Raw genomic sequence first — 12,644 nt, 5'->3', positions numbered from 1 at the left:
TTATCGACAAAAAACAAGCGGCTTTCAAACATTTTCTGATGGATGAGTACTTCTCCCCTAGCCTGGGTAGAAATTACAAGGATAATACTTAACAGATCAGGAGTGAGTCCGGGCCAGGGTGCATCTGAAATTGTTAATATAGACCCGTCAATATAATTATGGATTTTATAACCATCATCATGTGCAGGAATATAAATATCGTCTCCCTTTTTTTCCAAAGAAATACCAAGTTTTCTGAAAACAGATGGGATCTGGCCAAGGTCGTCCCAGCTAACATTCTTGATAGTTAATTCACTTTTGGTCATTGCTGCCAATCCTATCCAACTACCAATTTCTATCATGTCTGGTAGCATGGTATGCTCTGTGCCCTTCAATTTGGACGCACCATCAATTACCAATAAATTAGAACCAATGCCGGAAATCTTTGCTCCCATCCTATTTAGCATCTTGCACAATTGCTGTAGGTAAGGTTCGCATGCAGCATTGTATATAGTCGTTTGTCCTTCCGCCAGAACGGCTGCCATAACTATATTCGCCGTACCTGTAACTGAGGCTTCATCCAAAAGCATATAAGTACCTTTAAGCTTTTTTGCTTCCACCCCATAAAAGTGCTCCTCTTTATTGTATCGGAATCTTGCACCCAGTTTAATAAATCCCTCAAAATGGGTATCTAATCTACGTCTGCCAATCTTATCACCTCCCGGCTTGGGAATATATCCCTGGCCATATCTTGCCAGCAACGGGCCAACCAGCATTATAGAGCCTCTTAATCCCCTGCCATCAGATTTAAATTGTTCAGATTGCAGATAGGACAGATTAATATCATCTGCTTTAAAGGAATAGGACCCTTTGCCTTTTTTTTGAATTTTTACCCCCAGGTCTTCTAACAGGGAGATTAGTTTATTGACATCGAGTATATCCGGAATGTTGTGAATAATCACTTCATCAGGGGTGAGTAATACTGCGCAAAGAATCTGCAGTGCCTCATTTTTTGCGCCTTGTGGAGTTATTTCTCCGTGAAGTTTATGGCCGCCCTCAATTTTAAATGTACCCATTTAAGGAAGAAGTATTAATATCGTTTTTTACCTCTGCCAGAATTTCGCTGACTCTTTTTTGAAGAACCAGACCTGTTGGATTTTGAAATCCGGCTTTTAAGAAACTGTCCGCTATCAGTAAGACTGACACCATCAGATGCTAAATCTATTTTGCCATCACTAAGTTCATAAAGGTGTTTAAAAATTGCCTTATCCTCTACAGTATCCTTATTCCAATTAAGGTAACACTTCTTCATGTGATTTGCTATAGCATATTCTAACCCTGCCCTTTTATCGCCTTCATCCCATCCAATGGCCACATCGATCATACGCTTAATATTATTTCCGTAAAAGCGGTATTTAGGATGATTTTGCGGATATTCCAAAGGATCAGGCCTTGCCTGTAGCATTTCCTTTGAAGTTATGGGAAAAGGTGATTCAACATCCAACTTAAAGTCGGACATAATAAATAATTGATCCCAAAGTTTATGCTGGAAATCGGGCACATCTCTCAAATGCGGTTGGAGGTTACCCATAACGCTAATTATAGCCTTAGCCACCTTATTTCTCTTTGCATCGTCTTCTATGGAAACGGCGTGATCCACCATTTTCTGAAAATGGCGGCCGTATTCGGGAATAATGAGCTTTTCGCGCTCAGTATTGTACTCTAGGTTTTCTACTGGATTCAAATTTCTATGTAATTCTGATTAAAAATATGTAAAGGAAGTATATCTATAACGGCGGCAAATTAGGAAAATTATCCCAGTTATGCCAGTTTATAACGATATTACGCCCTCAACAAGGCCAACTTCTTTATATTTTTCTATAACCTCATCAGGATTTGCAAGATTTACCATAATTGAAAGACTGGTGTATTTACCCTTGCTGGATTTTCTGGATTCAATTACGGCCCCCGTATTATCAAATATTACCTCTATTTGAGTGATCTTATCGCGATCTGTGGGAACTATAAATTTATATAGGTAATCTGCAGGCCAACTATTACTTTTAAGCAATTCTTCTTTGAGTCTAAGATAAAATTCGTCTGATTTCTCAGTATCCATTTAAAAGTTTTTACAAATATAAAGCTTCATAATCAATTTTTTATGCTTGCCCGCATTGATTACTTTTGTTATTATAAAATTTAATGTTTGAAATCGCAAAAGGTAGTTATTACAGGAGGGCCGAGCACGGGTAAAACGGTTATAATACAACAACTTGAATCCTTTGGTTATTACTGTTTTCATGAGATAGTGAGAACTATGACTCTTGAGGCCAAACAAAAGGGCAACCCTGAATCATTTGTCTCAAATCCGCTTGCCTTTGTTAAAGATCCTTATGAATTTAACCAAAGGATTCTCAGCGGGAGGATAGATCAGCATAGCAAATCTGTTAACATTAATAATCCTTATGTTTTTTTTGATCGCGGTATCCCGGATGTTTTGGCTTATATGGATTATTTTAACCAAAGTTACACCCCCGATTTTGAAGAAGCATGTTCCACCAGGAGATATGATAAAGTTTTAATCCTGCCACCCTGGGAAGAGATATATGTAGCAGACAATGAAAGATTGGAAAGCTTTGAGGAAGCTATTGAAATTCACGAACACTTAAAAAATACCTATTTGAGATATGATTATGATCCGGTCCTTATCCCAACTGGTACCGTGAAAGAGCGAATAACTTGTGTATTAAACGCGCTGAAGGAAAATTTTTAATGAAGAACCCGCGGGAAATCTTAAGAAAATATTGGGGCTATGAAAATTTCAAGGCATCTCAAAAGCCTATTATAGATGCTGTTTTATCTGGCAAAGATGTGCTTGCTCTTTTACCTACCGGTGGAGGCAAATCTTTGTGTTATCAAATTCCGGCCATGGCCAATGAGGGGTTATGTATTGTTGTTTCACCCTTAATAGCACTTATTCAAAACCAGGTTCAACAATTAAAGGCTTTGGGGATTAAGTCCATTGCTTTAACCGGAGGTATTTCCAAAGAAGAACTAAATAATCTGTTAGACAACTGCGTGTATGGGAATTATAAATTCTTATACCTATCTCCTGAACGTCTCCAACAGGAAATTGTAAAGGACAGGATTGCCCAAATGCAAGTTAGCCTTTTAGCAATAGATGAGGCACATTGTATATCTGAATGGGGAAATGATTTTAGACCAGCCTACTTAAATTGTGCTCTTTTGCGGGATATAAAGCCAGAAGCTCCCTTAATTGCTCTTACAGCTACAGCAACGGCAAAAGTTGCACATGATATTACTGAGAATCTTCAGTTTAGAGAATATCAGATTTTCAAAGATTCATTTAACAGGAAAAATATTTATTTTGGGGTCATTTGGGAAGAGAATAAGCAAAAGCGCCTGATTGAATTGTGCGAGAATTCGGATAATAGTGCAATCGTTTATGTACGCAGCAGAAGAATGACACAGGTACTTACTGCTTATTTAAACAAAAAGAATATATCCGCGACCTTTTATCACGGAGGTATTCCAAAGGAGGAAAAGGAGAAGAAACTAAATTCATGGCTCAATAATGAGGTAAGAATTATGGTGGCTACAAACGCGTTTGGAATGGGAATCGATAAAGCCGATGTATCCTTAGTAGTTCATTATCAAATACCGGAAAGTCTGGAAAACTACTACCAGGAAGCAGGAAGAGCGGGTAGAAATGGTCTGCCGGCAAAGGCGATTTTAATAACTAACAAAGAGGATGAAATACAACTCAAAAATCAATTTTTAAAGGTATTGCCTGATATCTCGTTTTTGAAACTACTATATAATAAGCTCAATAATTATTTTCAAATACCCTATGGAACTTTGCCTGACGAAACTTATCCGTTTCGATTTGAAGAATTCTGCGACCTCTATCAGCTCAATTCGCCTATGGCATATAATGGCTTGCGCATACTTGATCAGAATTCTGTAATATCCCTATCTCAAAATTTTTCGCGAAAAACAACAGTACAATTTTTGGTTTCTAAAAACCGCCTTTTAGACTATTTGGAAAGACATCAGAGTCTTGCGTCCATGGTTCAAACCATTTTAAGGACATATGGAGGAATTTTTGATTTTGAAACAAAAATAAATACGCTGCTAATTTCAAAAAAAACTTCAATTCCGGAAGAAAAAATAATAAATACGCTTGCACAGCTCGATAAAGATAAAATCATAAGCCTAAAGGCAAGCAATCGTGATCTGGAGCTTGTATTTTTGGTACCAAGGGAAGACAACTTAACAATTAATAATTTTTCCAAAAAGGTGGAGGTGCAGTTGCAGACAAAAAGTGATAAAGTGGATAGTATGCTGGCATACATCAAAAATGATAGAAATTGTAGAAATCGTCAATTGCTATCCTATTTTGGAGAAAAAAGCTACCAGAATTGTAATAATTGTGATGTCTGCAATACTCCAAACGAACTTGATCTAAATAACTTTCGTGAAATAAAAAGCGACATAATTGCCCTGCTGCAGCAGAAAGAAAGTAATTCAAGAACTATTATTCAGGAATTACCACAAAATGAGTTTTTAATATTAAAAGTGCTTCAAAAATTACTGGAGGAAGGTAATATTAGCATTAATTCAAAAAATGAATATAACCTGCAAAGATGAGAAACTTGAGAATTGTATTTATGGGTACCCCGGATTTTGCTGTAGCTACCTTAGATAGGCTGGTAAAAAAGGGTTATGACATTGTCGGAGTAATTACAGCCCCTGACAAGCCTTCAGGAAGAGGCCGAAAAATACACGAATCTTCCGTTAAACAGTATGCTAGAAAAGCAGGACTGTATATCATGCAGCCCACTAATCTGAAGGATAATGATTTTCTCAATGACCTTCGTTCACTCAAGGCTAACCTTCAAATTGTAGTGGCATTCAGAATGCTGCCAAAACAGGTTTGGGCTATGCCTGAATATGGCACCTTTAACCTTCATGCTTCATTATTACCAGACTACAGAGGGGCAGCTCCTATAAACTGGGCAATTATTAATGGTGAGAAAGAAACAGGAGTAAGTACTTTTTATATCAATGAGAAAATAGATACCGGAGAGCTCATACTTCAGGAAAAAACCGAGATTGGACCGGAGGATACCGCTGGAGATCTACACGACAGGTTGATGGTTCTGGGAGCAGGACTGGTTTTAAAAACGGTATCCCTTATTGAAAAGGACCAGGTAGTGCCCCAAAAGCAACCCATGGACAGCAAATTTAAAACTGCAGATAAAATCAACAAAGAAACCTGTAAAATAGATTGGGAAGAAAGTGCTGAGAAAATCTGCAATCTTATCAGGGGTTTAAGTCCTTATCCGGCTGCCTGGACAAATATGAAAAATGAAGATGAATTAATACCCATTAAAATATACAAATCTAAATGTCAAAAAGAAGCACATAATTTAAAACCCGGAACGATAAAGTTCACTAAAAAGGAATTAAAAGTTGCTTCTCCAGAAGGCTATGTATACCTGTTGGAATTACAGCTTCCGGGCAAACGAAAGATGGCTGTTAGTGATGTTTTAAATGGGCTTAAAATCAAAGAATCTGCCTATATGATGTAAAGGCCCATTATCATTGGGCTGGGAGAATCACCCAAAAAAGCCCAACTTTATCAACAAACGTTTTAAGTTATCAACAAAAACGTTGATTTACCCCAGTTTTACTTGTCTTAACCGCAAATCCGTATAAATTTGTTTAAGCTTAAAATTATTTAACAACAATTAATTTAATTAAATTATGAACAAAACAGAATTAATTGATGCCATGGCAGCCAGTGCAGGCATCACTAAAGCAGCGGCAAAAAAGGCTTTGGAGTCTTTCTTAGACAACGTAGAAGGTTCTCTTAAGAAGGGGAATAGAGTATCTCTAGTAGGTTTTGGATCTTGGTCTGTGTCTAGAAGAAATGCCAGAGAAGGCAGAAACCCTTCTACAGGTAAGACTATACAAATTGCAGCGAAGAATGTAGTTAAGTTTAAAGCAGGTTCTGATTTAAGCAGCGCTGTAAACTAAGCCATCCTTTAAAAATATATGAAAGCGCCCCAAAAATTGGGGCGCTTTTTTAATTTATAGTGGTTTTTGTTATTTATCAGATTTATGTTATTTTAGATCGTACTAATAAAGCTATGATAACTCTAAAACCTAAAAAAGGGAAATTACTAATCGCTGAACCTGCCCTTACCGGAGATGTTTCTTTTAACCGATCTGTAGTGCTTTTAGCGGAACATAATGATGAAGGATCAGTAGGATTTATTCTTAACAAACCGCTGAACTACGATATCAGTGACCTTATTGAAGACATAGATGTTCCTTTTCAGGTATTTAATGGAGGTCCGGTGGAGCAGGATAATCTTTATTTTATTCACAAGGTACCGCACCTAATTGACAATAGCATTGAAATATCAGATGGAATTTTTTGGGGTGGTGATTTTGACAAAACCGTGAAACTCATCAACCAAAAGGTTATAACCAATACCGATATACGTTTTTTTCTAGGATATTCAGGCTGGTCATCACTGCAACTCGATCAGGAACTGGACTCCAAATCATGGATTGTTGTGAAGAATGAATACGAAAGCAATATCATTCAAAAGTCTACTCTGGAATTCTGGAAAGAAAAAATGCTGGAACTCGGTGGCGATTATTTATTGTGGTCCAATGCTCCCGAAAATCCAAGTCTTAATTAAATCTCGCAGCAGCATTTAATTTACCAAGTATATCCCTGGCAACTGTATTGCTAAACGTTTTCTTACGATATTTTGATATGGGTTGTATTCCGCTGATACTGTTTGTAATAAAAAGTTCATCGGCCTGCTGAAGTTCAAACGGTGAAATTGATTTTTCCCCACATTCATAGGTGTCAATTTTATTTAGAATTTCCAGAATTTTTTTTCTGGTGATTCCTTTGATACAGCCATCTTCTATAGGCGGTGTTTTTATTACATTATCCTTTACTATAAAAATATTCCCATTTAACGCTTCAACTACGGATTTGGAATCATTTAGCATCAAACAATTATGATATACATTTTCCTTTGCATAGATACTTCCTACAACATTGAGGATTCTGTTGTTTGTTTTAAGATTGGAAAGCATGTTTTTACTCACTGTAAAATCTTTAAACAATTCCACCTCGTAGCTGTCCTCATTTAAAATATAATATGAATTCGGTAAAAGATCGGCTGAAATAATATAAGAAACTTCATTACTTTCAGGTCTGTACTGACCGCCTTGATTCCTAAAAACTGTAATCCTGATTTTAGTTGAATTGTTTTTTTGCTCTCCCGGAAGCAGCATTAATATTTGTTCCTCCAAAAATTCCATGGTAAAAGACATGGGTATCTCCATTCTTAATATCCGCATAGAAGACATTAGATTTAAGTAGTGATCTTCCCAGAAAATAAGCTTCCCATCCACAACTCTAAGGGTTTCAAAAAGGGCATCTCCATAAAGCAGACCCCTGTTATTTCCATTGAGATAGAGGGCATTATCATCTACTATTTGACCATTGTAATTAACCATAAAAAAAGCCTTGAAAATCAAGGCCAAATATACTGCTAATATTAATTAAATATTACTTGGAACCCAATACTTGTTTAAGATCAGAGACCTGGTTTGTCCATAACATCTTTGCCTCGTCAACTTCATCCTCTTCAGCAAAATCTGTTATAAAAAGAGAAACATCTTTCGTAATTTCATCTACAATGATACGCATTTCAAAAAAACTATCATCCTCGGAGTCGGCCCAGCAAAACTTAATAAACTCATCACTTTTCTTTTTTATTAGTTTGGCCTCTTCTTCAGAGCCATCCCACATGAAGTTAAAAATTTCACCTCGTGAATTCACATTGTCTGCAAACCATTCAGACAGTCCTGATGGTGTAGACAAATACTGGTATAACAACTGGGGGGAAGACTGTATTACATATTCAATTTCAAATTTTATTTTATCACTCATTCCACAACATATTTATGTTGGACAATATATATATTTATATATGATAAAAAAATAAAACTGACATATTAATTTTGATCACTGAATTTTGACGGACAAGAAATTAACCTTTATATTTGCAGCCATTTTGAAATCTTTGGCGAGGTAGCTCAGGCGGTTAGAGCGCAGGATTCATAACCCTGAGGTCGGGAGTTCAAGTCTCCCTCTCGCTACTTATAAATTCGGCAGTTACGCAAAACAGTGACTGCCTGATTTTTTTTTAACAAACTGCTCATATACAAGCTTTTAAATTCTTTAAATAAATTTATAGTTTAATAGCAAATAACTGTAGTACAATATAAATATACGCTACACCACAACCTGTATAATCCCAGCCTGTTTGCAAATACAAAAAATTACTATCTTGGATCTTATTAGCTTTTTGTGTTGCTTAAACGTACCTGAAAGCTAGCACACATCATAAACAACAAGGCTGTGTGTAATTATGGAAAACCTGAAATACCGAATAGTAATGAAATCTGTATTATCCTTTCTTTTCCTGATAATTCTTCTATCGTGTTCGAATAAAGATCTCAACGCTAAAATCAATAATGCATACTCAATTTTGGATAGCTCTTATGTGGAGTTCAGGGCCGGAAATAATGATATAGCCAAAACTCTTGCAAACAATGCGCTTTCGGTTGGACTCGAACTTGAGAATGATACTTTAACAGGTGATGCGCTGATGAGTTTATGCAGGACTGCATTAAGAGACAGGGACAATAGCGCACTTGAAAATTATAGTGACCAATTGATAGAACTGGCCACGAAGAGCAATGACCGTACCTGGGAAATGGTACGAGCGCACATGAATGCGGAGATGGCAAGAATGAATAACGATTTGGAAAGGGCCGCCGAATTATACGACGTAAGTTTAAGAATAAGCGACTCAATTGGGTCTAAGGGCATGTATGCAGCGGAACATTTTAACAAGTCATTTGTTGAGGCTGCACGGGGGAATATTGCTGAGGCTCACAATCTTGTTAAAAGATATTATCAAATCAGAAAGGAAATCGATCCTGAATCTGAAGATGTCTATGGACTAATTGCTGTTTCAAATTTGCTTTTTCATAAAAACGATCTTCACGGAGCAGCTGAAGTTTCCATGGCCGCCAGAAGGTTGTTCAAAGAACAAAATATTGTGCCGGATCCAGCAGACGAAAAGCCCTTGAAGAAGGTAGAAGAAGATTATAAAACAACCCTTTTGCAAGAAACACAAGACAGTTTAAAAATATCTTCAGCAACTATGACAGTTGATTCAATTATTAGAAAGTATCTGAAAGATTAAAAGCATACAGCAACGCGTATAGCCCACGCTGAAGCTAAAACCCAAAAATTCATTAACTTTCAGAATAATCGAATTTCGTGTTGTTCAGCGATATGCACTCAGCAGTGCGGGCCATATACGAGACTGTCGTGCTTAAACTCAAAAACTCTGACAAATCATTTTGGACAAATCAGGAATTAATAAAAAGATAGTTAAAGAATATATCGAACAAATCATCAATACCGGAAATACTCAAAATATTTCTGACTTCATTTCTCATGACTATCGCGAAATTTACAATGGCGACGTACATAATGTTGGAATAAAGGGAGCTATAGCACATGTCCAAGGAGTACATGAAACTTATGCTGCACTGGAATTAAAGGTCGAAAAACAGTGGTCTGACAATGACTACGTAATTACTAAATATGTAATGACAGGAATCCATGTTGGAACCTGGATGGATATAAAGCCAACAAATAAGCCCGTAGAAATTCATGGAGTAAATATTGACAAAGTTATTGATGGAAAAATTATAGAACATGGTGGATCTGCCAACTTGCTGGAGCCATTGCTTTCTATTGGAGGTATTTCAATAAATAAAGATTAAAAGCATACAACAACACGTATAACTCATTACGACTGAATTTACCATCGGAAATTACTTTCACTTTTGCTATCTTTCGTTTTAAATCGGAAAAACATTGGCAAATTAAAGCTAGAGCAATGAATAATACTCTGCATCAATATCGGAATGCTCATTTATGGATGATCATCCCCTGGATCATCATAATCATCGCATTTACTCCTCAATATTTCATGACATGGTCTACCGAACCGTGGCCCTATCATCTTCATGCACTTTCTGCAATGGCCTGGTTTGCCTTACTTCTCATCCAACCTTATCTGGCCACCCATGGAAAACTAAGGCAACATCGTGTATGGGGTATGATTGGATTATTCCTTGCGGGCGCTGTTGTTTTTTCTGCTCTTTCCATTGTACCTACTAATGTATTCATTGGTGCGGTAGATGGGGGCCAACCATTCTTTCCTCCGTCATTCTTTTATGGCCTGGTATTTACCGAAACCATACAGGTGCTTGGTTTTGGCCTGGCTGTGATCATGGCAGTGATTAACTCGAAGAAGCCAGACGAGCACGCTATCTGGATGCTATCTACACTGTTTTTCGGATTCATGCCGGCCTGGGCAAGATTTGTCATGTTTCCGCTTCTGTTTCTAGATGAACAACGACAATGGATGGATGCTCAGACATGCCTAAATATTGGCATTCCGCTATTCATTCTGGTAGTGGTTTTCATAGGCTACAGACTTAAAAAACTAAAACATCCGGCCATAGTGCTTTCAATCCTATTCGTTTTCATTATGCTGTTTACCATGCCCATTGGAGAATTGGAATGGTATCAGAAGTTAATCACTCGTATAATGAAACCTGCTATTCCATGGAATCTATAAAACTTGCTACAATAATATATTTAAGCCATTAGCCCGTTGGCGGTAATTTTAGACGAAATTTTATCCGGAACAATTTTAAACGTGACTTTATGAAAACAATAAAAAAGACTATTTTACCTCAACAAATACTTCTTTTATACATTCTACTGCAGACATTTAGTGTATTTGGACAAGGTAATATAAAAACAGAACCTGGTTTAATAAACGCAAGTCCAATAGATAGTTTACCACCATATATAAAACTTGTAAGCGGTTTTGGAGAACGTCCGGATTGGTCGCATGATGGCCGATTCATTCTTTTTTTAGATAAACCAATGGGTGAAGTATATGAATTGGAATTAGCAACCGGAATCATACGTCCTAAAACCAGACATTTTAATCATTACGGTTTTACAAGGGCCATGTATTTATCAAATGGCGACATTCTGCTTTCCGGTCCAAATGCACTCTTTGATCCTACGGACAATGAGGAAAGAGATAAAGCACGTGACCTTACCTGGTTGTACGTAATGGATAAAAGTGGTGAAACACCCCCGATTCCTCTAAATACTCTTTGTGCTGAAGGGCCAGCTGTTTCCAGAAATAAGATGAGAATAGCCTGGACTCATAGAGATCGGCAATTACCCGAGTTGGGAAAAAATAGGGCAAAGCTATTAATGGCCGAAATAATTTATCAAGATGGCATACCCAGGTTAGCCAATGAAAGGGTGATTTTTGATTCAAAGCAGTTACCTTTTTCACTGGGTCATGCAAGTCTTGAAACACAAAATCTTGTTCCTCCAGAGGATGTAAAAGTAACATTTGCTGTTTATACTATTAATAATGGAAATAATACCGATGTTTATATGGTAGATAGCGAAACCGGCGAATATAGAACTATCACTAACTCTCCCTGCTGCTACGATGAGCCTGAAGGAATATTCCCTGACGGTTTACATACTCTGGTCGAACACGGACCCTCCGACAAAAATGCCTGGCCATTACTTGATCTGTATAAATTGAAATTAGATGGGTCAGGCGAAATGCAAAGATTAACATATTTCACTGACTATAAGGGATACAAGGCCAATCAGGGAGTAATATCAGACGATGGGAAATATTTAAGTTTTCAGATAGGAAAAGATAATACAGAACCGGGTGTTGGTTTCGGTTTCCTGATTATGGATTTGGAGGTAGCTGCAGAACACCTGGAGGATTTTAAAACTTACAATGAATAACAAGAGCATCCTATTTTTTAATTTATATAACAGGCTGAGATTGATTTAGATAGAATGATCATCTGATAAATAAAACCTAAAAATTGCAGATAGCACGGCATATATTTCATTAGCGGTGAAATGGTTTACCAAGGTTAAATGCAACTTCTGAATATAATCGTCACTTGAAATTGAGTTTGAAAAAAACTGGCTGCCAATTAAGTATAATATCATTCTGCTCTAATGCTACCAGGTCGTTTGTGCTTAAGGAAATAATTAAAGATGAAATGAAAGTAACAAGCTTTAAATAAAATATGAAAAAAATTGGGCTAATTGGAGGAATGAGCTGGGAGTCTTCCCTGGTTTATTACAAAATAATAAATGAGAGGGTACGAGAAGTTTTAGGAGGATTTCATTCGGCTAACTGTATTATGGAGTCTGTTGATTTCGCTGAAATAGAAAAACTTCAGCATGAAGGCGATTGGGAGTCTTTAAATGCCATTATGGTTGACGCTGCAAGGAATCTGGAAAATGCCAAAGCAGAACTTATCATTTTATGTACGAATACAATGCATTTATGTTCTGAGCAGATAATAAAAAATGTGAACATCCCTTTTTTGCATATTGCAAATGCAACCGGAAGCAAAATCAAAACAAACAATATTAGAAAAGTGCTGTTGCTTGG

The 12,644-nt window shown here is 36.9% G+C and carries 14 protein-coding genes, 1 tRNA gene and 1 pseudogene (1 of these 16 running past the window's edge); 11 read left to right on the top strand and 5 right to left on the bottom strand.

The annotated features are described in order from the left end of the window. The 3 genes and pseudogenes from Q0X89_RS01920 to Q0X89_RS01910 all read right to left on the bottom strand — a co-directional run. Positions 1 to 1,055: pseudogene (locus Q0X89_RS01920) on the bottom strand (UDP-N-acetylglucosamine 1-carboxyvinyltransferase); it reaches 172 nt to the left of the window's first position. A 14-nt stretch (positions 1,056 to 1,069) separates the two neighbouring features. Beyond that, the gene (locus Q0X89_RS01915) at positions 1,070 to 1,723 is read right to left on the bottom strand and encodes a DUF4290 domain-containing protein (protein ID WP_297690918.1); all 654 of its coding nucleotides are present in this window, start codon (positions 1,721 to 1,723) and stop codon (positions 1,070 to 1,072) included. Between the two features lie 87 nt (positions 1,724 to 1,810). Then, complete coding sequence (locus tag Q0X89_RS01910; RefSeq protein ID WP_297690917.1) at positions 1,811 to 2,098, bottom strand: DUF493 family protein; 288 nt, start codon at positions 2,096 to 2,098, stop codon at positions 1,811 to 1,813. 87 nt (positions 2,099 to 2,185) lie between these two features. Between Q0X89_RS01910 and Q0X89_RS01905 the strand changes: the two genes are divergently transcribed. The 5 genes from Q0X89_RS01905 (at position 2,186) to Q0X89_RS01885 (ending at position 6,716) form a co-directional block, all read left to right on the top strand. Beyond that, positions 2,186 to 2,752 (top strand): ATP-binding protein, encoded by a 567-nt coding sequence (locus tag Q0X89_RS01905; protein ID WP_297690916.1) that lies wholly within the window; start codon positions 2,186 to 2,188, stop codon positions 2,750 to 2,752. Beyond that, positions 2,752 to 4,650, top strand: coding sequence for an ATP-dependent DNA helicase RecQ (locus tag Q0X89_RS01900; protein ID WP_297690915.1), 1,899 nt, complete (start codon positions 2,752 to 2,754; stop codon positions 4,648 to 4,650). The genes Q0X89_RS01905 and Q0X89_RS01900 overlap by 1 nt, the downstream gene beginning before the upstream one ends. Further along, on the top strand, positions 4,647 to 5,594 hold the full coding sequence (fmt, locus tag Q0X89_RS01895; protein ID WP_297690914.1) for a methionyl-tRNA formyltransferase: 948 nt from the start codon (positions 4,647 to 4,649) through the stop codon (positions 5,592 to 5,594). The genes Q0X89_RS01900 and fmt overlap by 4 nt, the downstream gene beginning before the upstream one ends. A 175-nt stretch (positions 5,595 to 5,769) precedes the next feature. Then, entirely contained in the window at positions 5,770 to 6,042 is a 273-nt protein-coding gene (locus Q0X89_RS01890) for an HU family DNA-binding protein (RefSeq protein ID WP_297690913.1), read from the top strand. Positions 6,043 to 6,155: 113 nt separating this feature from the next. Further along, positions 6,156 to 6,716 carry a YqgE/AlgH family protein gene (locus tag Q0X89_RS01885; protein WP_297690912.1) on the top strand — a complete coding sequence of 187 codons (561 nt, stop codon included), beginning with the start codon at positions 6,156 to 6,158 and terminating at the stop codon, positions 6,714 to 6,716. On the opposite strand, the gene Q0X89_RS01880 is transcribed toward Q0X89_RS01885, so the two are convergent. Beyond that, a complete protein-coding gene (locus Q0X89_RS01880; protein ID WP_297690911.1) occupies positions 6,709 to 7,551 on the bottom strand; it encodes an aminotransferase class IV in 843 nt (280 codons plus the stop codon). The genes Q0X89_RS01885 and Q0X89_RS01880 overlap by 8 nt on opposite strands. A 52-nt stretch (positions 7,552 to 7,603) precedes the next feature. Next, positions 7,604 to 7,987, bottom strand: coding sequence for an START-like domain-containing protein (locus Q0X89_RS01875; protein WP_297690910.1), 384 nt, complete (start codon positions 7,985 to 7,987; stop codon positions 7,604 to 7,606). A 135-nt stretch (positions 7,988 to 8,122) separates the two neighbouring features. Between Q0X89_RS01875 and Q0X89_RS01870 the strand changes: the two genes are divergently transcribed. The 6 genes from Q0X89_RS01870 to Q0X89_RS01845 all read left to right on the top strand — a co-directional run. Next, positions 8,123 to 8,196, top strand: a tRNA-Met gene (locus tag Q0X89_RS01870). A 299-nt stretch (positions 8,197 to 8,495) separates the two neighbouring features. Then, on the top strand, positions 8,496 to 9,311 hold the full coding sequence (locus tag Q0X89_RS01865; RefSeq protein WP_297690909.1) for a hypothetical protein: 816 nt from the start codon (positions 8,496 to 8,498) through the stop codon (positions 9,309 to 9,311). 160 nt (positions 9,312 to 9,471) lie between these two features. Further along, positions 9,472 to 9,900, top strand: coding sequence for an ester cyclase (locus Q0X89_RS01860; RefSeq protein WP_297690908.1), 429 nt, complete (start codon positions 9,472 to 9,474; stop codon positions 9,898 to 9,900). Between the two features lie 116 nt (positions 9,901 to 10,016). Next, positions 10,017 to 10,763, top strand: a complete 747-nt coding sequence (locus tag Q0X89_RS01855) for a hypothetical protein (RefSeq protein WP_297690907.1) — start codon at positions 10,017 to 10,019, stop codon at positions 10,761 to 10,763. Positions 10,764 to 10,852: 89 nt separating this feature from the next. Continuing rightward, positions 10,853 to 11,980 (top strand): hypothetical protein, encoded by a 1,128-nt coding sequence (locus tag Q0X89_RS01850; RefSeq protein ID WP_297690906.1) that lies wholly within the window; start codon positions 10,853 to 10,855, stop codon positions 11,978 to 11,980. A 293-nt stretch (positions 11,981 to 12,273) separates the two neighbouring features. After that, the coding region (locus Q0X89_RS01845) for an amino acid racemase (RefSeq protein WP_297690933.1) at positions 12,274 to 12,644 on the top strand (371 nt) is incomplete at its 3' end.

The organism is uncultured Eudoraea sp. (assembly GCF_947258525.1).
Classification (GTDB): domain Bacteria; phylum Bacteroidota; class Bacteroidia; order Flavobacteriales; family Flavobacteriaceae; genus Eudoraea.
Note: the sequence above shows the minus strand (reverse complement) of the source record. Positions and strands in the feature narration are given on the sequence as shown.

What these genes read in the sequence shown, in the direction of transcription:
- Q0X89_RS01910 (WP_297690917.1), bottom strand. Translation starts at nt 2,098, where the DNA reads ATGGATACTGAGAAATCAGACGAATTTTATCTTAGACTCAAAGAAGAA.
- Q0X89_RS01900 (WP_297690915.1), top strand. Translation starts at nt 2,752, where the DNA reads ATGAAGAACCCGCGGGAAATCTTAAGAAAATATTGGGGCTATGAAAAT.
- fmt (WP_297690914.1), top strand. Translation starts at nt 4,647, where the DNA reads ATGAGAAACTTGAGAATTGTATTTATGGGTACCCCGGATTTTGCTGTA.
- Q0X89_RS01890 (WP_297690913.1), top strand. Translation starts at nt 5,770, where the DNA reads ATGAACAAAACAGAATTAATTGATGCCATGGCAGCCAGTGCAGGCATC.
- Q0X89_RS01885 (WP_297690912.1), top strand. Translation starts at nt 6,156, where the DNA reads ATGATAACTCTAAAACCTAAAAAAGGGAAATTACTAATCGCTGAACCT.
- Q0X89_RS01880 (WP_297690911.1), bottom strand. Translation starts at nt 7,551, where the DNA reads ATGGTTAATTACAATGGTCAAATAGTAGATGATAATGCCCTCTATCTC.
- Q0X89_RS01875 (WP_297690910.1), bottom strand. Translation starts at nt 7,987, where the DNA reads ATGAGTGATAAAATAAAATTTGAAATTGAATATGTAATACAGTCTTCC.
- Q0X89_RS01865 (WP_297690909.1), top strand. Translation starts at nt 8,496, where the DNA reads ATGAAATCTGTATTATCCTTTCTTTTCCTGATAATTCTTCTATCGTGT.
- Q0X89_RS01855 (WP_297690907.1), top strand. Translation starts at nt 10,017, where the DNA reads ATGAATAATACTCTGCATCAATATCGGAATGCTCATTTATGGATGATC.
- Q0X89_RS01850 (WP_297690906.1), top strand. Translation starts at nt 10,853, where the DNA reads ATGAAAACAATAAAAAAGACTATTTTACCTCAACAAATACTTCTTTTA.